The 19,816-nt window shown below is 46.9% G+C and carries 14 protein-coding genes and 2 pseudogenes; 12 read left to right on the forward strand and 4 right to left on the reverse strand.

Features of this window, described 5'->3' with window-relative positions; translation table 11 throughout:
* Window positions 1–501 precede the first annotated feature (501 nt).
* The 4 genes and pseudogenes from JCM11969_RS13035 to JCM11969_RS13045 all read left to right on the forward strand — a co-directional run bounded on the left by JCM11969_RS13035 (window position 502) and on the right by JCM11969_RS13045 (window position 4,505).
* Window positions 502–1,637 (forward strand): annotated as a pseudogene (locus JCM11969_RS13035) (aminotransferase class I/II-fold pyridoxal phosphate-dependent enzyme).
* Between the two features lie 11 nt (window positions 1,638–1,648).
* Window positions 1,649–2,434 carry an aminotransferase class I/II-fold pyridoxal phosphate-dependent enzyme gene (locus JCM11969_RS13040; RefSeq protein ID WP_439709748.1) on the forward strand — a complete coding sequence of 262 codons (786 nt, stop codon included), beginning with the start codon at window positions 1,649–1,651 and terminating at the stop codon, window positions 2,432–2,434.
* Window positions 2,361–2,836: pseudogene (locus JCM11969_RS20765) on the forward strand (PLP-dependent transferase). Before JCM11969_RS13040 ends, JCM11969_RS20765 begins: the two are co-directional and overlap by 74 nt.
* A gap of 475 nt (window positions 2,837–3,311) precedes the next feature.
* On the forward strand, window positions 3,312–4,505 hold the full coding sequence (locus tag JCM11969_RS13045; protein WP_054711834.1) for an iron-containing alcohol dehydrogenase: 1,194 nt from the start codon (window positions 3,312–3,314) through the stop codon (window positions 4,503–4,505).
* A 177-nt stretch (window positions 4,506–4,682) separates the two neighbouring features.
* Here JCM11969_RS13045 and JCM11969_RS13050 read toward each other — a convergent pair whose 3' ends face one another.
* Window positions 4,683–5,480, reverse strand: a complete 798-nt coding sequence (locus JCM11969_RS13050; RefSeq protein WP_225353300.1) for a response regulator — start codon at window positions 5,478–5,480, stop codon at window positions 4,683–4,685.
* Window positions 5,477–6,775, reverse strand: coding sequence for a sensor histidine kinase (locus JCM11969_RS13055; RefSeq protein WP_054711836.1), 1,299 nt, complete (start codon window positions 6,773–6,775; stop codon window positions 5,477–5,479). Before JCM11969_RS13055 ends, JCM11969_RS13050 begins: the two co-directional genes overlap by 4 nt.
* A 106-nt stretch (window positions 6,776–6,881) precedes the next feature.
* Here JCM11969_RS13055 and argF point away from each other — a divergent pair, with 106 nt between their 5' ends.
* The 4 genes from argF (at window position 6,882) to JCM11969_RS13075 (ending at window position 11,470) form a co-directional block, all read left to right on the forward strand.
* On the forward strand, window positions 6,882–7,880 hold the full coding sequence (gene argF / locus JCM11969_RS13060; RefSeq protein WP_054711838.1) for an ornithine carbamoyltransferase: 999 nt from the start codon (window positions 6,882–6,884) through the stop codon (window positions 7,878–7,880).
* Window positions 7,881–7,900: 20 nt separating this feature from the next.
* Window positions 7,901–8,851: a carbamate kinase gene (arcC, locus tag JCM11969_RS13065; RefSeq protein ID WP_054711840.1), complete on the forward strand. Its 951-nt coding sequence runs from the start codon at window positions 7,901–7,903 to the stop codon at window positions 8,849–8,851.
* Between the two features lie 102 nt (window positions 8,852–8,953).
* Window positions 8,954–10,501: a YfcC family protein gene (locus JCM11969_RS13070; RefSeq protein ID WP_054711842.1), complete on the forward strand. Its 1,548-nt coding sequence runs from the start codon at window positions 8,954–8,956 to the stop codon at window positions 10,499–10,501.
* A gap of 150 nt (window positions 10,502–10,651) precedes the next feature.
* A complete protein-coding gene (locus tag JCM11969_RS13075) occupies window positions 10,652–11,470 on the forward strand; it encodes a hypothetical protein (protein ID WP_054711844.1) in 819 nt (272 codons plus the stop codon).
* 38 nt (window positions 11,471–11,508) lie between these two features.
* Here the strand turns inward: JCM11969_RS13075 and JCM11969_RS13080 are convergent, their stop codons facing one another.
* Both JCM11969_RS13080 and JCM11969_RS13085 read right to left on the reverse strand, forming a co-directional pair.
* Entirely contained in the window at window positions 11,509–12,162 is a 654-nt protein-coding gene (locus tag JCM11969_RS13080) for an endonuclease III domain-containing protein (protein WP_054711846.1), read from the reverse strand.
* Window positions 12,149–12,715: an Ada metal-binding domain-containing protein gene (locus JCM11969_RS13085; protein WP_054711848.1), complete on the reverse strand. Its 567-nt coding sequence runs from the start codon at window positions 12,713–12,715 to the stop codon at window positions 12,149–12,151. The genes JCM11969_RS13080 and JCM11969_RS13085 overlap by 14 nt, the downstream gene beginning before the upstream one ends.
* A gap of 131 nt (window positions 12,716–12,846) precedes the next feature.
* On the opposite strand from JCM11969_RS13085, the gene JCM11969_RS13090 reads away from it, so the two are divergent.
* From JCM11969_RS13090 to JCM11969_RS13105, 4 genes are all read left to right on the forward strand, one after another.
* Complete coding sequence (locus JCM11969_RS13090; protein ID WP_054711850.1) at window positions 12,847–13,347, forward strand: methylated-DNA--[protein]-cysteine S-methyltransferase; 501 nt, start codon at window positions 12,847–12,849, stop codon at window positions 13,345–13,347.
* A gap of 70 nt (window positions 13,348–13,417) precedes the next feature.
* Window positions 13,418–14,380 carry a LacI family DNA-binding transcriptional regulator gene (locus tag JCM11969_RS13095; RefSeq protein ID WP_054711852.1) on the forward strand — a complete coding sequence of 321 codons (963 nt, stop codon included), beginning with the start codon at window positions 13,418–13,420 and terminating at the stop codon, window positions 14,378–14,380.
* Between the two features lie 955 nt (window positions 14,381–15,335).
* Complete coding sequence (locus JCM11969_RS13100; RefSeq protein WP_054711854.1) at window positions 15,336–16,748, forward strand: SLC45 family MFS transporter; 1,413 nt, start codon at window positions 15,336–15,338, stop codon at window positions 16,746–16,748.
* 729 nt (window positions 16,749–17,477) lie between these two features.
* Window positions 17,478–19,736, forward strand: a complete 2,259-nt coding sequence (locus JCM11969_RS13105; protein WP_054711856.1) for a glycoside hydrolase family 65 protein — start codon at window positions 17,478–17,480, stop codon at window positions 19,734–19,736.
* Window positions 19,737–19,816: the final 80 nt, after the last annotated feature.

The raw sequence follows: 19,816 nt of genomic DNA on the forward strand, positions 1-19,816 counted from the left end.
CTCGCCTACAACCACGGGAGACGGAGGAGATCCTTGAATTTCTGCCAAGAAATTCAATAGCTCCGGAGCGACCCACTACAGCCTGCAGGGCCGACCGGCGGAACGGAGCGAAAGCTACGTACTAAATAATTACTTTCTCATAATACAAAGCAAAATATTTAGCAGAAAAAAGGGTTGACACAACGACAAAATGAGAGTTAAATTAGAACCAATCTCATATTAGGCGATGACGAGAAGAGTAAGTTGCGTGAACTTGTTAAGAGAGCTGTGCATGGTGAAATGCAGCCTGGTTCAACGACTGAAGATGATCTCAGAGCTGATTCGGGGTCCACGGGCTACCGAATCCGTCAGCAATCGATACCTTGCAGGAGTCTCCTCGTTTTTGAGGGTACTTTTCAAGGCTTGAATTGTGAGATTCAAGTAAATTTCAGGTGGTAACGCGAAACCTTCGTCCCGATACAGTAGGGGCGGAGGCTTTTTCTATTTCTAGGAGGTCTTCGCATGACAAAAAAACAACATATTGAAACCATTCTTGCGCAAGCAGGAAATCGTTCAGACGACGAAAAAACGGGTGCCGTTTCGACACCGCTATACTTTTCAACTGCATACCGTCACGCTGGGTTAGGCCAGTCGACGGGGTACGATTATTCACGAGAAACCAATCCAACGCGTGATCAGCTCCAACAAGCGATCGCAAAGTTGGAAAACGGCGACACGGCGTTTGCGCTGAGTTCTGGGATGGCGGCCATTCAGTTGGTCTTCACTCAGTTCAAGAGTGGCGAAGAAATTGTTGTTTCTGATGACCTCTACGGCGGCTCATTTCGGTTCTTTGATCTGTTGACCGATAACTACGGCTTGAAGTTAGATCTCTGGGATGGTCAGGATTACGACCGGTTGGCTGAACTGACACGCCATGCCACAACAAAGGGCATTTGGTTAGAAACACCATCGAACCCAACGATGAAGATCATTGACATTCATAAAACGGCTGAAGTGGCCCACCAAAATGGGGTCAAAGTCATCGTGGATAACACCTTCTACACGCCGTTGCTGCAACAACCACTCAACGAAGGTGCCGATATCGTGGTCCACAGTGCCACCAAGTACCTGAGCGGGCACAACGACATTTTAGCCGGCGCGGTCGTCTGTAAAAACCAAGACGACGCGGACTTGCTTGACCGTAATTTAACAACCACGGGCGCCGTCTTAGATCCATTTGATTGCTGGTTGTTGCTCCGTAGTTTGAAGACCTTACCGCTGCGTTTGGCACAACACGAACGCAACGCAAAGGCCATCGTGCTGATCTGGAAAAGAACACAGCCGTTGAAAAAGTCCTGTATCCCGGTCACGGCGGCATGATCAGTTTCTACGTCCGTGATGAAAGCTGGGTCAACACGATTTTGCAGAACCTGGAAATCATTTCCTTTGCCGAAAGTTTGGGCGGGGTCGAAAGTCTACTGACCGTGCCAGCCATCCAAACGCATAAGGATCTCTCCGTTGCTGAACGGGAAGCTAAGGGGATCACGAAGAACCTCTTACGCTTATCCGTGGGGATTGAAAACAGCAACGATTTAATTGACGATTTGAACCATGCCATTTCAGTGGCAGCTAAAAACACGATCAAGACCACAAACTAGGGGGAATTCACATGAGCCTATCAGATTTTTCAGATGCAACAAAGGTCATTAAAACAACGACGAAACCAGACCCAGCTACGGGTGCCTTGAACCCGCCGATTCAACTCTCTTCCACCTTTGAACAAAAGGATTTGGACCACTTTGGCAAGTACGATTACACGCGGAGCGGCAACCCGACCCGGGACGTGCTGGAAGACAGCATTGCTGAACTCGAACACGGGACGCGCGGGTTTGCGTTCGCAACCGGGATGGCAGCCATCTCAACCGCTTTTTTGACCTTACATCAGGGCGACCACGTCATCGTGACGAGTGACGTTTATGGCGGGACGTTCCGTCTAGTAACCGAACTGTTGCCCAACTACGGCATCGAATATGATTTCGTTGACTGTAATGACCCAGCAGCCCTGGAGGCGGCGTTCAAGTCAAACACCAAGGTGGTTTACATCGAGACACCCGCAAACCCAACCTTAAAGGTGACGGATATTCGCCAGGTGGTCGAGATTGCGCACAAACATGATGCGTTAGTCTTTGCTGATAACACGTTCATGACGCCAATTTTCCAAAAGCCATTGGATCTGGGTGTTGACCTTGTGTTGCATAGCGGCACCAAGTTCTTGGCTGGTCATTCTGACATTTTGGCTGGGTTGATCGTGACAAAAACCAAGGAACTTGGCGACGCTGTCTACTTCATTCAAAACGCAATGGGCGCAACGCTTGGCATTAGTGACTGCTGGTTACTGTTGCGGGGTATCAAGACACTGGTATTCGGGTCAAGGCCGAAGCCAGCAATGCGTTAGCCTCGCCAAATGGTTTGAAGACCAACCCATCGTTGAAAAGGTCGACTACCCTGGTCTGGATGATTTCGAGGGCCACGATGTGCAATTCAGCCAAGCAACGTCTGGCGGCGCGGTCCTGTCGTTTGACATTGGGACTGAAGACAACGTGCGCAAACTGGTCAAGGAACTCAAGATTCCTGTCTTCTCCGTTTCTTTGGGCGCTGTGGAATCAATCATTTCCTACCCGCCAAAGATGTCTCACGCTGAACTGACTGCGACGAACGCCACGAACGCGGTATCGGCGACGGCTTGCTGCGGCTTTCCGTTGGTGTTGAAGACGTGGATGATCTGAAGGCTGATTTTGCGCAGGCGTTTGCGAAGATTGCTGCTGGCGAGAAGGCTGGCAGTCCGGTTGGTCGGTAAGGTTTGGGTAGTTGCTGAACCGTAGTTATTTCTATTAGATTTGGGTTTAATGAATAAAGTCTGAGAAGCTGGCATCGGTTGGTGCTGGCTTTTTGTTTTTGGTTTAAAAATGATTGGCTTTTTAGGCAGCGGTACCGAAATGTGTTCCAGGAGGCACAGGGCTAACGTGTAAGAGACTCTGGTCTAGAAGTCAGGCCCGGACTTTTGTGTGTTTTGTCAGCCGGATGAGTATGGCTTCAGCTTTCTTGGCGACGGAGACTAAACGTGTTCCGCAAGGCGAGACCAGGCACGGGGCTAACGTGTAAGGGACTCTGACCAAAAAGTCAGGCCCGGACTTTTCGGTCAGAGTCCCTTACACACCGCCCCTAGACCGCCTTGCTCCACACTCTGGCCTTGACTTAGAGCCCCCTCTAAGTGCTTTACTATAAGATGTACAAAAACGACGGGTACAGGTACCCGCCCAGAGGAGGTTATTATGAGAGACTTTAGTTTTAAAAACGCGACCGATATTCGGTTTGGTAAGGATCACATTGACGCCGAATTACACGATGCTGTTGCTCAATTTGGGAACAACGTGCTGTTCATTTACGGTGGGCACTCGATTCAAAAATCTGGGCTGTATGACCGCGTTAAAGGGTTGTTGAATGACCTTAACGTTGTTGAACTTGGTGGGGTTGAACCCAATCCTAAAATCAGTTCTGTTCGCGACGGTCAGAAATTGGCGCAGGACAACAACGTTGACGTTATCTTAGCCGTTGGTGGCGGTTCTGTTATCGATGCTGCGAAAGTGATTTCTTCAGCTAAGTTCTATAACGGCGATGCTTGGGACCTGGTTGTTAACGCCAATGGTGCCGACAGTTACAAGCTGGATGAAGTGCCGATCGTCGACATCTTAACGCTGTCCGCCACTGGGACTGAAATGAACCATAACGCGGTCATCTCAAACCCTGAGATCAACGAAAAAATTGGGACGCGCGTTCCAGAGACGCCTGCCATTTCCTTCCTTGACCCAGAATTGACTGAAACTGTGCCAGCGCGTCAGACCGCTGCGGGTTCCATCGACATCATGAGTCATTTAACGGAACAGTATTTTGACCGTGACGACGCCAACGATGTGTCGAAGGGCATGATCGAAGGCTTGATGCGGACAGTAATCAAGTGGGCGCCCGTTGCCATTAAGAACCCTTCGAACTACGATGCCCGCGCTAATCTGATGTGGTCATCAACCATGGCCTTAAACGGCATTGTGAGTGTCGCTAACGTCACTGGTTGGACGGTTCACCCGCTGGAACACGAACTGTCAGCCTACTATGACATCACGCACGGTATCGGCTTAGGCATTCTGACGCCCCGCTGGATGAAGCAGGTCATCGAAGACGAAACGACCTTGCCATTATTTGCCCGTTTAGCACGTATCGTTTGGCATTTGACCGGCGACGACGACCTGACACTGGCTAAGCAGGCCATTCAAAAGACCTACGAATGGAACGCATCGCTTGGTGCTGAAATGACGTTGCCTGAAGTCGGCATCAGCGACGACAGCAAGTTTGACGTTATGGCCAAGGCTGGTGTCGAAGAAGGTCAGTTGGAAACGGCTGGGTATATTAAGTTGACGCCGGCGGATGTTGTGGCAATCTATCAGGATTCAATGACACCGGAGATGTTTTAAAAACTACAAAATTAACATTGTCATTCCCCAATGATATTGCGTTGCTCACCCAACTATTCATCTGAATAGAGTAACGTTGTGTTAGACTAAAAAGACCAAGTTCAACAGCTCGTTGAACTTGGTCTTTTTCTTTTTAGTGCGATTGACTTTCCTGAACAAGCCCATCGAAAAAGTGCTTCAGTGACGTCTTACCACCGGAAGCTCTGTCACCTTGCAAAAATTGTGCTTCAGTTCGAACGTTTTGTAATCAAAAAGTGCGTTGGCGTATTCTACGACAAGCTCATCACCCATATCATCAAGCATCAGGTTGGCGAGATTGCTGAGTCCCGTTTTGATGGCGCGTCGGATGCGTTGAAAAAGAATTTTCTTTTCGTGCTCATCAATGTGGTACTGACTATTGAAATCAATGTCACGAAATGCGATGTTCTGTTCTAACATAATTTGACTGATTGCAAGAATGTCCGAAGAACCTGCTTCAGACGTGATACCAAAAAAACGCAGAATCGAAAGCATTTTTTCCTTTTCCGTTTCGTATTGGTTTATTGGAGGTGTCGTTGCAATATTGACGCCGCCAACTAAGGATTGAATATCATTGAGCTTTGACGTTATTTGAATGTTTTGAATGACTTTTTCAATCACTGTTTTGACCTCGATAACGTTGATCGGTTTATCGATAAAGAACTCAATGCCAGCTTCGTAAGCCTGAGCTCGTAGTTCACTGTCACGCACCTGCGAAATCATAACGAATCGTAGCTGACTTTTAAGCTGCTTTAGACGTTTGATCAGGTCGATGCCAGAAATCTCCGGCATCAAAAGATCCACCAGAACGATGTCAACATTGAGCATCATAATTTCGGATAAAGCCTGTTTAGCGTTAGGTGCGGTCCCAACAACAGTATTATCAGCATTTTGTTCCAAAATTTGTGTCAGGATCATTGGGATGGATGGGTCGTCATCAACGATGTAGAAGTTCATGCAGTTGCCTCCTGAAGTAAACGTTGTTTGTTAAAAGTGACCTTGAAGTTAGTGCCTTGGCCCAATTTCGAAGCAACTTCTATGGTTCCGTCAAACTGTTCTTGCACAATAATTTTAACATGAGAGAGTCCAATGCCACGATAGACATCGCCGGTATCCTCGTTAAATTTGGTGGTGAAGCCTGGTTGGAATATCATGGCCATGGTTTTAGCATCCATACCTGACCCGTTATCACTAATGTTGACGATGATGTTGTCACCAGCATCTTCAGCAGTCACTCTGACGAGACCGTTAGTCTTATTTTGAAGGGCATCGATACTATTAAAAATTAAATTAGAAATGACAGAGACAACGTAATAATGATTGGGCACCACCAACTCAACATCATTTTGAACGTTGATGACAATGTTTTGCTGACGATCTTTAATCGTGACTCGAATATAACTAGTGACAACTCGTAAAATGTCAGTGAATTTCATTGCAGTTTCTTCACCATCATCAAAATAATCACCAAGTCCGCGAATTACATTTTGATAATCCTTTTTAATTTCATGAACATCACGAGCAATTGATAATGCCATATCACGATTTTTGGGGTCAACACTTTCATCTTGAAGATTCTGATTTAGCAGATAGGCATTCTTCATGACATTTTCAATTTCACTGATGTTTTTCTTCATGAAGTACACCTCACTTTTAACTGAGGCGGCAATCCAAACGAAATGATAGTAGCGCTGCTCGTGGCTATCTTCGCGCATCATTAATGTAAAGTGATGGTACAGGAAAGCGAGTAAACAACTACATAGGCTTCGAACGAGTGCGACGATAAATAATAGCTGGAATAATTGATAACTGTAGTGTGCAAAGTGTGTTAGAAGACTTGCTTCTAATAGGTTAGACACGTAGTCGCAGACAACAATCGTGAAGAAAAAGGAGCTGTTGTTCCATTGGCCTCGACGCCAATAGAGTAAGTAATAAAGGGCACCGTAGCATAAATAAAAAGCAATATCGGTCATGATAAATGTCAGAATTTGATCCTGCGAACCATCGTGACTAATAAATAAGAGAATACCTCGAAATATTGGTGAAGCAAAGGCAATTGCCAGCATGAGTTGAATTGGATTTAAATCGGCATTGAAATAAAGAAAAATCGGCATGATCAACGGTGATAGTGCAAGTATAAAACCGGGTGCGTATGTTTGAAAATTCACTTGTGAGGCAAGTGCAATACAAACTGCTGCAATTAGGATGCGTTGCCACCTTCCATAGTTGATAAAACGCGTCTGTTTAAACAAAAAAATACCCCCATGAGATTATTTGAGCAACTTCTTGAAGCATTTTGAAGCTTTATGAAACCGCTTACTATACTAAACATTGTAAATAACAAAGGAGGAACACACAATGTTTAACTTACGTCACAGAAGCTTCTTAACCCTATTAGATTTTACACCAAAGGAAATGGGATTTTTACTTCAATTATCTGAAGACCTCAAAACGGCAAAGTACACCGGTACTGAACAACAAAAATTAGCAGGTAAGAATATTGCCCTGATTTTTGAAAAGAGCTCAACTCGGACACGCTGTGCATTTGAAGTTGCCGCCTATGACCAAGGTGCTAATGTTACTTATTTAGGACCAAGCGGTTCTCATATGGGTAAGAAAGAAACGGCTAAGGATACTGCTCGTGTTCTGGGTGGTATGTATGATGGTATTGAATACCGTGGGTTCTCACAACGAACAGTTGAAACATTGGCAAAATATTCTGGTGTTCCCGTATGGAATGGCTTGACCGATGAAGATCACCCGACTCAAGTTTTGGCTGACTTTTTGACGGCTAAAGAAGTTTTGAAGAAAAACTATAGCGACATTCATTTCACCTACGTGGGTGATGGTCGTAATAACGTTGCTAACGCTCTAATGATTGGTGCAGCAACTATGGGGATGACATTCCATCTTGTTTGCCCTAAAGAATTGGATCCAACAGAAGAGTTGATGACTAAGGTCAATGCACTTGCTACTAAGACGGGTGCCACAATTATGGTCACTGATGACATTGATAAGGGTGTTAAAGACTCTGATGTCATTTACACTGACGTTTGGGTATCGATGGGTGAAGCTGATAGTATCTGGGCAGAACGCATCAAGCTGTTGAAACCATATCAAGTTAACAAGGCCATGATGGAAAAAACAGGCAATCCAAACGTTATCTTTGAACACTGTTTACCATCGTTCCACAGTGCAGATACAAAGGTCGGTCAAGAAATTGCCGAAAAATATGGTTTGACTGAAATGGAAGTTACCGATGAAGTCTTTGAAAGTGAAGCATCAGTGGTCTTCCAAGAAGCAGAAAACCGGATGCACACGATTAAAGCCGTTATGGTTGCTACCTTAGGCGAGTAGTCCAGACAGGGGGGATCGATATGGCAAAGATTGTCGTTGCATTAGGTGGTAACGCCTTAGGAAAATCACCTGAGGAACAACTGGAATTGGTTAAACATACAGCTACATCTTTAATCGGATTAGTGGCTGCTGGTCACCAGGTTGTGATCAGCCATGGAAATGGACCACAAGTTGGTGCAATTAATTTAGGGATGAACTATGCGGCCGAACATGGTCAAACAGCGGCATTTCCATTCCCAGAATGTGGCGCCATGAGTCAGGGGTACATTGGCTATCATCTTCAACAAAGTCTTCAAAACGAACTGCATCACCGATGGATGAACAAAAACGTTGTGACCATGGTGACCCAGGTTGAAGTTGATCCGACTGATTCAGCATTTCAGAATCCAACTAAACCAGTGGGTGCTTTTTACAGTAAGGAAGATGCTGAACAAATTGAACGCAACAAGGGTTACGTGTTCAAAGAAGATGCTGGCCGTGGCTACCGACAAGTTGTGCCCTCGCCACTACCAAAATCAATCATTGAACTTGATAGTATTAACACGCTAGTTGAGGCCGACAATCTGGTTATTGCTGGTGGTGGCGGTGGTGTACCCGTTGTTAAGACGGATGATGGCCTTAAAGGGGTACCTGCTGTTATTGATAAGGACCGCTCTAGTGCATTATTAGCTGATAATCTGGAAGCTGATCAATTGATCATTTTAACAGCAGTTGACGATGTTTATATTAACTACGGCAAGCCTGATCAGAAGGTTCTACGTGATTTGAGTAGTCGAGAAGCACGGCACTACATTAACGAAGGACAATTCGCACCTGGTAGCATGCTGCCAAAGATCGAAGCATGCTTAACCTTTGTTGATGGTGATGCTGATCGGACTGCGTTGATTACATCACTAGATCATCTTGATGATGCCTTGGCTGGTAAGGTTGGGACTGTTATCAGTAAAACTGGTGCATTAGTGAATGAATAGACACAAATGAGTGTTGCGTGATCCTAAAGATGCTGAGAACAACCTGCTGATTTAGGGTCACGTTTTCTGGTTTTAGAGACAAAACATATAGGGGTGAAACTCATGACAGGCGTCAAAACGAAAAGACACTTCAAATTAAAAATGCCCGGCGCGTTTGTAATTTTATTTATTCTGACAATTTTAGCCGTGGCAGCAACTTGGTTTATTCCAGCGGGGAGCTATTCTAAATTATCTTATAATAAGCCATCTTCTGAGTTACAAATTAAAAAGCCTGGTGGTCAGATTGAAAAGGTGCCAGCCACTCAGCATGAACTAGACAAATTAGGGGTTAAAATCAACATCAAGCAATTCACTTCTGGTGGGATTACAGATGCCATTTCAATTCCAAATACGTACCAGCGATTGAAACAACGGCCTGCAAGAATTGCAGCGGTTCCGAACAGTATGGTGCGTGGGACTATTGAAGCTGTTGATATAATGGTCTTCATCTTTGTCCTCGGAGGGTTGATCGGTGTTGTTAAAGCCAGTGGGGCCTTTGAATCTGGACTGATTGCCCTAACGAAAAAAACTAAAGGACATGAGTTCCTACTGATTTTCTTAGTGGCTGTGTTGATGGTCTTAGGCGGGACCCTTTGCGGGATCGAAGAAGAAGCAGTTGCCTTCTACCCGATTTTGGTGCCCGTTTTCATTGCGATGGGCTACGACTCGATTGTCTGTGTTGGGGCAATATTCCTTGCTAGTTCAGTTGGGACGTGTTTTTCAACAATCAACCCATTCTCAGTTGTGATTGCATCAAATGCTGCTGGAATCGACTTTACACAGGGACTAAATTGGCGGGTCGTTGGTTGTGCAGTTGCGGCCGCCTTCGTCATTTTCTACCTCCACTGGTACAGTAAAAAAGTTAAAGATAATCCTGAGTCGTCATATTCATATGAGGACCACGAGTCCTTTAACAAGATGTGGTCAGTCACTTCTACTGACAATGGTGAAAATACCGCCTTTACTGCACGTAAGAAATTTATCTTGATCTTGTTCGTTGTGACGTTCCCAATCATGGTCTGGGGCGTTATGGCTAAGGGATGGTGGTTCCCAACAATGGCCGCCTCCTTCCTGACATTTGCAATCATCATCATGTTCTTAACCGCTACTGGTCGCTTTGGTATTGGTGAAAAGGGCGTTGTTGATGCGTTTGTGAATGGTGCTTCTAGCTTAGTCGGTGTTTCGTTGATCATTGGCTTAGCTCGTGGTATCAACATTGTGTTGAACGAAGGGATGATTTCTGACACAATGCTACAGTTTTCATCGAACTTAGTTTCTCACATGAGCGGTCCAGTTTTCATCATCGTGATGCTACTGATCTTCTTTGTACTCGGGTTCATTGTGCCATCTTCATCTGGATTAGCTGTTTTATCAATGCCAATTTTGGCACCATTAGCTGATACAGTTCATATTCCACGTTACGTTGTTGTTACTGCTTATCCATTCGGCCAATATGCAATGCTTTTCTTGGCACCAACTGGTTTGGTAATGGCGACGCTGCAAATGCTTGATATGAAGTACTCTCACTGGTTACGGTTTGTATGGCCAGTTGTTGCGTTCGTTCTTCTATTTGGCGGTGGCATATTAGTTGCTGAAGTACTTGTTAGTTAACACTTAAACATAGAGGCACACAGTTGTTTTTCAACAATTGCGTGCCTTTTGTTTGTCTAAAGAAAAACGCTGCCATTTTGGTTGCTCAACCCATGTGCAATATGCTACATTTAACATAATAAGGGCAAATTACGCACAGGGGGAATCGCTATGAAGGAAAAGGTTATCGTTGGCGTGTTGGCACTGCTTGTCGGGGGACTTGCGCTGGGCAGTGGTCAATCACAGGTTCAGGCTGCGACCACTTACAAGGTCGTCAAAACGAAGGCCTATAATGACCTGGCTTACCATGCTAAGGACACTAAGAAATCGGCTTACATGTGGAACACGACGCACACTAAGAAGCTGCACAATTTGAAAAACTATCCTAAAACAACTTGGTATCTTTCAAAATCGATCAAGTTACAAGTCGGGAAAAAGTCGGGAATCTACTATCAAGTGATCAACAATACTGGTAAGGTCAGCGGCATTGTTTGGCGCAGCTATTTGACGAAGGGCAATAATCCTTCCGATAAACTCGTCAAAAACGCTGAGGTGCTTTCGTACGGCGGTGGTCTTGCGGGAATCAAATCAGCGCGTGAGGCGGCTACCCTGCAGGTCGACATTCTCTCGCTGTTCCCTGGCACGCTGCTGAATACGTCGCTGTCTGCGGATGCACGGACCGATCTGAACGCTGGCGTCAACAAGGCCACTAAGTATTCGAAGACGGATTCAAATAAGAAAGCAGTCGGCATCTTTTCGCCGTTCAACTGGACGACCGTTTCCAGCAAGACGTCCTACACAGCGCAAGTCACGGCCCAACTGGAAAAACAGGGGTATACAGCGACCAAACGTGCCAGTTATAAAGGCTGGCAGATCGGGATTTATGCGACTCCGCATGGCTATGACAGTTCAACGTATAAGACTTGGACGTCTGGGTATGGTTCTTGGGGCGTTTACCTCGTGCCAACTGATGACATTTTAAGTAACTAATAGCAACAAAAAACGGACATCCCGCGGGGGTGTCCGTTTTAGTGTGTCTGCAAACGCGGTAGCTCATCAACAAGAAAACTCGTTTCAAAATCACCTTCATGCTGCAGATACTGTTTACCGAACTCATCGATCAGGCCGTGAAAATCCTGTGCCATTTCAAAGGTAAACGTTTTTGGAAGTGTGATCTGCTGTTTTAAATGCGGGTAGCTATCCGTTTTCTCATAGCCCAGGTGGGCAAAGAGCCGGCGGGCGTATGTGTCCGCAATGAAATCGGGCTGGTCAAAAATGTAAACGAGATAGTCGTCCGCGGTTTCATTGCCAACGCCGGGCAGTTTTAGCAGTTGTTGCCGCAGGGTGGCGCGGTTGTCCACCCAAATCTGGTGGTAATCCCAGTTGCGGTCCTCGAACCACTGAAATACATTGTGAATCGCTTTAGATTTATTGTTGTAGAACCCGCTGGGACGGATGAGGTCGATCAAGTCATCCTGGGACAGCGCTAAGAGGGTTTTAGCGTCCATCTTTGTGGCGGTCTTGATGTTGTTGAGTGAGGTTCCGGCGTTTTTCCAGTAGGTATTTTGAACTAAAATGGCGCCCACGATAATGTCGCGCTTGGTATCAGACGGCCACCAGCCGGACGGCCCCATGTGGTGACTCATGGTTTCATAAAGTTGCGTGAGGTCAACGGTTGGCATGTTGGGCTTCCTTTCGATAATGACTGGGTGAGACGTGAAATTTTGTTTTGAACGCGGTTGTGAAATAGGCCGTATTTGGTATGCCGGATTCGGCGGCGATCCAACTGATAGACTGGGTTGTCGTGGTTAAGAGCGTTGCGGCTTCCGTCAAACGTAAATCGATTAATTTTTGCTGGGGCGTTTGGCCGGTAACCCGTTTGTAGGTGTGTCGGATATAAGATTCTGAACCGTGGGCTAGTGCGGCAAGGGTGGTCATACTGAGGGAATCTTTGAAATGAGCAGTGAGAATCTGGTCGATCTCAGTTACCCAAGTCTGGTTAGTCACGGGTTGACCGGTTGGTGCGCAACGTTTGCAGGGGCGAAATCCCGCTGCGATGGCTTCCTGGGGTGACAGGAAGATCCGAATGTGCGTCTGTATCGGCAACCGTGAGTCACAGGACGGGCGACAGAAAATTTTTGTTGTCGTCACGCCGTACCAGAACTGGTCGTCAAACTGGTGATCATTTTGCTGAATCGCTTGCCATCTGCGGGCCGTTAATCGGTGCTCAGTCATGTGTCCACCTACCTTCTTATAGGACTACTATACAACAAAGACTGCAATAATAGGAAGTAAGAACATGAGAAAGCCAGATAGTGCAACTCTTAGTTTTGAAATTTTGCTACACTGTTCGTGGAGGTGAGCAGATGACACGTTATTATCAAATTCAATTACCCGTTAATGGTCAGCTGACTTGGCTGGCAGGCACGGCCACTCAGCTCGTATTTGTGGGCACACCGGGAAATGAGCAGGATATGTCCAATAATCTTATACCAACTGTGTCGTTTATGACGAAAAAAACACCATTTTTCGTTGCCGCGGCGCAGAAGATTTCACGCTACCTAACTGGGCAGTCAGAAATCTTTGATGTGCCCGTTTTATTCCTGAGTGGGACGCCGTTGCAGCAACGCGTTTGGCAGGCCTTAACGACTGTCCCCTATGGCACACAACTCACCTATAGTGACTTAGCACAGCAAGTAGGGTATCCTAAAGCTGTCCGGGCCGTTGCGACAGCTGTGGCTAAAAATCCGCTGCTGTTTGTGGTACCATGTCACCGCGTTGTGCGCAAGGACGGCAGTGCGGGGCAGTATCGCGGCGGCGTCGATTTAAAACGCCACCTATTAACTATGGAACAGCAAAATCGCTAGAAACACCACGAAACCGGCCTATTCCATCGCTAATCTGGTACAATGGTGATATGGGAAGGGAAGGATCGTCATGGTTACAATTCGAGACATTGCGAAACGCGCCGGGGTATCGGTATCAACTGCTTCACGGGCGTTGAACAATCATCCAAAAATCAGTGAGAAGACCCGCGATAAGATCAAGGCGCTGGCTGATGAAATGGGCTACATGCCAAACTACAATGCCAAAAACCTAACCAATGGCGTGTCGAACGCGGTTGGCGTGGTGTTTCCACCTGGCGAATTGAGTCCGGCCTCCACCCCGTTTTATGTCGACATTTTAATGGGCATCAATCAAGAGCTGCGGGCGCGCAACGGCGTCCTGTCCGTGGCGATTGCAAATACCATGGCGGAGCTGACCGCTAACGTTGAATCGCTGATCAGTCAGGGCTTGATCCACTATTTCGTGTTACTGTATTCAAAGAAAAACGACCCAGTGATCAAGTTGCTCCGTGCACAACAGGTCAACTACGTGGTTATTGGTGACCCCAATGCCGACGATGAAAACTACGTTAATAACGATAACGAGCTTGCTGGTCAAAAGGCGGGCGAGTATATGATTCGCAAATTTGAAACAAAACGGACGTTGTTTGTGGAATCCGATCCTGAACAGGGATTTGAACGTAAACGGCGGATCGGCTTTCAAAAGGCCATGGCGGCTGCCGGTGTACCGACAGAAGTACTGAAAGTGCCGAAGCTCAGCGAATTTCGGCTCGACCAAGCCGTGGCCCAGTACCTCACAACACGCACAACGATTGAAGGTATTGTCACAACGGATGACGCTCTTGGACTCATGATCTACCAGCTGCTGTGGCGGCAAATCAACCGTGACGTGCCGCTGATCAGCTTTAACCGCAACCGGTCAAACAACTTTCTGATGGGCGAATCCGTCCGCTTTGTCGAACTCTACCCGCAAACAATGGGTACCGCAGCTGTGCGGGTGCTGTTTGATCCGGATAAGCGGTCTGAGTTGATTCCGTTTACGATAGAGCGATAGAGAGCGGAGAAAAACGGTTTGAGGGCGGAGCCTAAGGTACTCTGGCAGGAATACCTGGGTTTGGTATTTTTGTCAGAGAACCTTAGGCAGTAGCCTCAGTTTTTCGGAGCTCGTTTCGGCACGGTGGCCTAGAAGCAAGCCGTTCGTTGCATTGCGCAATTTGACACTCCGTTGTGGTGGCTCGCGAATGAGCTAACTCGATTTCTGCTTCGCAGCTCTCGAGTGGATCTCATTCGACTCGCATATCACTAGGTGGCCGAAGAACACGTCCACCAAGTGATATCGACACCACAACTCCGTGTCAAATTGCTCCATTCCACTAACACAGTGCTAGCTTCAAACGGTTAGCTTAGTATCACAATTGAATCAGAACTAGTTCGTAGATTATCCGCTTGACTGCTTAACAGTTGGGGGCAGCGAACATTTGATGATAGTGTTTAGCCGAATTAATTGATTTGAACATAACGAGTCAACTGTGAGTTGCCAATTACAGCAAGTGTCAGCGCAGTGGAGCCGGTCGGCATTGCCAGTTGTAGTGTCGGCATGAGTTGGTAACCGTTCTTGGGTCATCTACTCATGCGGGAGTGATGGAGATCCACTTTCGCTTGCGAAAGTTAGCTTCATCGCGACCCCACTACTACTGGTAGGGCCGGCCGGCGGAACGAAGCGACTAGACTCATCCACATCTAGACAGTAGCGCGTTTGGAACAACCAACTTAACCGGTTACATCATTGGTCTAGATCTGTTTAACACGAAATTTATGAGACAAAAAAAAGTTGAAAAAAAGTTATGCGGGCATAACGCCCAGTGTGACGGGCGAAGACGGGATATTGTTTCCCGTCTTTTTTAAAAAGATTAGTGCAACCGGTTGCATTATTGTGCAAGCGGTTGCATAATAAGTGATGTAGAAAACGTTTGCAATTATTGTTCGATTATCATCGAGGAGGGATTCATATGGCACAATCAGCAACAGATGTCGCTGACGGGACGGGTAAAACAACGTCCAAAAAAGATTTATTGCCATCATTGCCAACCAGCACCATTTTCCTGATCAACTTCGGGTTCCTAGGCGTGCAAATGGCGTTTCAATTACAAAGCACTAACATGGGGCGGATCTTCCAAACCTTAGGTGCCGATCCAAACAACCTCGGGTTCTTCTTCATCCTGCCACCACTGGCCGGGATGGTCGTTCAACCCCTCGTTGGGTATTTCTCAGACCGGACTTGGATGCCTAAGCTTGGTCGTCGGATCCCGTACCTGTTAATTGGTGCGGTGGTCGCCATGATCGTCATGTTCTTACTGCCAAACGCTGGTAGTTTTGGATTCGGTTATGGGTCGTTAGCGGCACTGTGGTTTGGTGCCATTACCCTGTTATTCATGGATCTGTCATCAAACGTGGCCATGCAGCCATTCAAGATGATGGTCGGTGACATGGTTAACGAGAAACAAAAAGGGTTCGCATACTCCATTCAAAGCTTCGCCTCAAACGCCGGTGCTTTGTTAGCAAGTATCTTCCCATTTTCTTTGACTGCTTTAGGTATCGCCAACGTCGCTAAGAAGGGGACTGTGCCTAACTCAGTTATCTGGTCCTTCTATGCTGGTGCCATCATTCTGTTACTCTGCTGCCTGTTGACCGTCTTCCGTGTTAAGGAATATGATCCAGACACCTACGCTAAATACCATGGTATTGCTGACAACAGCAACCACAAAGGAATCTTTGAAGCATTGAAGACTGCCCCTAAGATCTTCTGGACCGTTTCAGTTGTTCAGTTCTTCTGCTGGATGGGCTTCCAATACCTCTGGACTTACGCTACCGGAGCCATTGCTTCCAACGTTTGGCACACTGCCAACGCTGCATCAGCAGGCTACCAAGCTGCCGGTAACTGGTATGGTGTGATGTCAGCCGTTCAATCGATCGCTGCCGTTATCTGGGCACTGGTTCTTTCACGGGTCGGCAACAGTCACCACAAGATTTTCTATGCATTAAGCCTCGTTATGGGCGGTATCGGGTTTGGCTCGATCTTCTTCATCCACGACAAGTACACACTGTTCATCTCATTTATCTTAATTGGCTGCGCATGGGCTGCTATGAACGCCTTCCCATTCACCTTCCTGACAAACGCCATCGAAGATTCAGAAAATATGGGGACTTACCTTGGCTTATTCAACAGTAGTATCTGCCTGCCACAAATCGTTGCTTCAATCGCAAGTTTCGCCATCTTCCCACTGTTAGGCTCACACATGCCTACCATGCTGTTACTTTCAGGAATCTTCTTAATCATCGGTGCCTTCTCCGTTGGTATCGTCAAAGAAGTTTGGGCTCGGAAGTCTGACGCTGAGGAAGAGCCAGCTGATACAGAGAATTAGAGTGTGGAACACGTTTCGGCAATGTGACTTCTATTTGAGTTAGCTGTTCGTTGCATTGCGTCATTTGGCGCTCCGTGTAGTGGCTCGCGATGAAGCTAATTCAGCTGTCGCTGTGCGCCATCTGAATGGATCTCCATCGTCTCGCACATCAGTAACCGACCATAGAACGGTCGCTAACTGATGTCGACACCACAGCTCCGCGCCAAATGACTCCATTCCACTGACATGGTGCTAACTTCAAACGGTTAGCTAAGCATCACAATTGAATCAAGACTAGTTCGTAGATTATCCGCTCTCAACTGCTTCACAGTTTTGGACAGCGAACCTTTGATGATAGTGTTTAACCGAATTAATTGATTGAACATAACGAGTCAACTGTGCGTTGCCAATTCAATAATAGCAAGTATCAGCGCAGCGGAGCCGGTCGGCATTGCTCCGGAGCGACCCACTACAGCCTGCAGGGCCGACCGGCGGAACGAAGCGAAAGGCACAATTTATCCACAGCAACGCGGCCGCAAAACGCGTTGTCAGTCATACAAGTTTTCATCCAATAAGTAAACACCCCACAACAGCCGTGTTGAACCGATACGAAATAAATGAAGACGCTTAATCACCCAATTCATTTTCCGGTTTGACCGGCTGTCCGTGGTCAAAAATAAAGTCGTTCAAGAAACAACAACCAAAAGTAATGTAGCTGTAAAGTCGTAAAATCAAGGAGGACGTACCTTTATGAAACGGACATTTGAAGTCACCCCCTGGAACATCGTCACTCACAAGTTAGACCCTGAAGACAAGCGCCTTCAGGAATCCATGACCTCACTGGGTAACGAATACATGGGGATGCGTGGATTCTATGAAGAAGACTATTCAGGCGACACCTTAAAGGGTATCTACCTCGGCGGTGTCTGGTTCCCAGACAAGACGCGTGTTGGCTGGTGGAAGAATGGCTATCCAAAGTATTTCGGAAAAGTTATCAACGCCATCAATTTCATCAAGTTAAACGTGCTGATCGATGGCGAACCCATTGATCTTGCCAAGGATAAAGTCAGCGATTTCGAGCTGAACTTGGACATGAAGCAAGCCAAGCTGACCCGGTCATTTACGGTGACGAAGAACGGCCATGCGATTGCCATGACCTTTGAACGGTTCATCAGTGTTGCCAATAAGGAGTTGGTTGGGATTCGTGTCACGGCAACCAACAAGTCCAACGACAACGTTAAGGTAACCTTCAAGTCGGCGATGGATGCTGACGTGCAAAACGAAGATGCCAACTACGATGAACATTTCTGGAATGTGTTGAAGACGACCCAGAATGCTACCGATGCGTCAATCGTGGCCATTACGAAGGAAAACCCGTTTGGCACGCCTCGTTTCACGGTTGGTATCAAGATGACCAACGAAACGGACCTGAGTCAGGATGCTGTTGACCAACCAAACGATAAGGAAGTTGTGAACCAATTTAGCGGGGCACTGGCACCTAACGCCAGTGCAACCATTGCCAAACGCATTACCGTTGTGAGCTCACGGGACTACGACACGCAAGATAAGCTGGAAGCAGCCATGAATGATTTGAGTGCTAAAGTCGACGCCGTTTCCTACGACGACTTGTTTGCCGCTCACGCCCGGATCTGGGCTGACCGTTGGGAAAAATCCGACGTTGAGATTCAAGGCGATACTGAGTCACAACAGGGGATCCGATTTAACCTTTTCCAGTTATTCTCCACTTACTATGGTGAAGATAGCCGGTTAAACATCGGTCCCAAAGGGTTTACCGGTGAGAAGTACGGTGGTGCCACATACTGGGACACCGAAGCTTTCGCCGTTCCCGTTTATCTGGGCATCACGGATCCAAAGGTTACCCGCAGTTTACTGATGTACCGGTACCAACAATTGGATGGTGCCTATGTGAACGCCAAGGAACAGGGGCTCAAAGGGGCCTTGTACCCAATGGTGACCTTCAACGGGATCGAATGCCACAACGAGTGGGAGATCACGTTTGAAGAAATTCACCGGAACGGCGACATTGCGTTTGCCATTTACAACTACACGCGTTATACCGGTGACAAGTCTTACGTGTTAAACGAAGGCAGCAAAGTCCTCACCGAAATTTCTCGGTTCTGGGCTGACCGGGTCCACTTTAGCGAACGGAACCAGAAGTACATGATCCACGGTGTCACTGGCCCTGACGAGTACGAAAACAACGTTGATAACAACTGGTACACGAACTACTTGGCTAAATGGACGCTCAAGTACACCCTTGAGATTTTGGGCGAGGTTTCGCCTGAAGTCGCAAAGAAACTTGATGTTTCTGATGACGAAAAAGCCCACTGGCAAGATATCGTTGACCGGTTCTACCTGCCTGAAGACAAGGATCTTGGCATCTTTGTTCAACACGATGGTTTCTTGGATAAAGACCTCAAGCCCGTCTCATCCATTCCAGCCGATCAGCTGCCAATCAACCAACACTGGTCATGGGATAAGATCCTTCGTTCACCATACATCAAGCAAGGCGATGTTTTACAAGGTGTTTGGGACTTTATCGATGACTTCACGCCAGCCCAAAAGAAAGCCAACTTTGACTTTTACGAACCACTGACCGTTCACGAATCTAGTTTATCCGCAGCCATCCACTCCATTTTAGCTGCCGACCTTCACTACGAAGACAAGGCCGTTGAAATGTACGAACGGACAGCCCGTTTGGATTTGGATAACTACAACAACGACACGGTCGATGGCCTGCACATCACCTCAATGACCGGTGGCTGGTTAGCCATCGTTCAAGGGTTTGCCGGCATGCGTGTTCGTGACGACCAACTGCACTTCGCACCCTTCTTGCCAAAGAAGTGGAACGCCTACCAGTTCCGGATTCAATTCCGCGGTCGTTCGATCCAAGTCCACGTTGACCAAAATGGTAGCCAATTAACCCTGTTATCAGGCGAACCACTGACAGTTGACCTTGATGGGAAACAAACTGAACTCAAAGCTTAATACTGAATTAACGTGTTTTATGCACCAACCCACAAAAATAGTAGGAAACTGGTCGATCATAGTGGTCGGCCAGTTTTTTT

The sequence above is a fragment of the Secundilactobacillus paracollinoides DSM 15502 = JCM 11969 genome, assembly GCF_001311135.1.
Classification (GTDB): Bacteria; Bacillota; Bacilli; order Lactobacillales; family Lactobacillaceae; genus Secundilactobacillus; species Secundilactobacillus paracollinoides.

Coding starts and splice junctions, on each gene's coding strand:
- JCM11969_RS13070 (WP_054711842.1), top strand. CDS start 8,954: ATGACAGGCGTCAAAACGAAAAGACACTTCAAATTAAAAATGCCCGGC.
- JCM11969_RS13040 (WP_439709748.1), top strand. CDS start 1,649: ATGAGCCTATCAGATTTTTCAGATGCAACAAAGGTCATTAAAACAACG.
- arcC (WP_054711840.1), top strand. CDS start 7,901: ATGGCAAAGATTGTCGTTGCATTAGGTGGTAACGCCTTAGGAAAATCA.
- JCM11969_RS13105 (WP_054711856.1), top strand. CDS start 17,478: ATGAAACGGACATTTGAAGTCACCCCCTGGAACATCGTCACTCACAAG.
- JCM11969_RS13075 (WP_054711844.1), top strand. CDS start 10,652: ATGAAGGAAAAGGTTATCGTTGGCGTGTTGGCACTGCTTGTCGGGGGA.
- JCM11969_RS13080 (WP_054711846.1), bottom strand. CDS start 12,162: ATGCCAACCGTTGACCTCACGCAACTTTATGAAACCATGAGTCACCAC.
- JCM11969_RS13100 (WP_054711854.1), top strand. CDS start 15,336: ATGGCACAATCAGCAACAGATGTCGCTGACGGGACGGGTAAAACAACG.
- JCM11969_RS13045 (WP_054711834.1), top strand. CDS start 3,312: ATGAGAGACTTTAGTTTTAAAAACGCGACCGATATTCGGTTTGGTAAG.
- argF (WP_054711838.1), top strand. CDS start 6,882: ATGTTTAACTTACGTCACAGAAGCTTCTTAACCCTATTAGATTTTACA.
- JCM11969_RS13050 (WP_225353300.1), bottom strand. CDS start 5,480: ATGAACTTCTACATCGTTGATGACGACCCATCCATCCCAATGATCCTG.
- JCM11969_RS13090 (WP_054711850.1), top strand. CDS start 12,847: ATGACACGTTATTATCAAATTCAATTACCCGTTAATGGTCAGCTGACT.
- JCM11969_RS13095 (WP_054711852.1), top strand. CDS start 13,418: ATGGTTACAATTCGAGACATTGCGAAACGCGCCGGGGTATCGGTATCA.
- JCM11969_RS13085 (WP_054711848.1), bottom strand. CDS start 12,715: ATGACTGAGCACCGATTAACGGCCCGCAGATGGCAAGCGATTCAGCAA.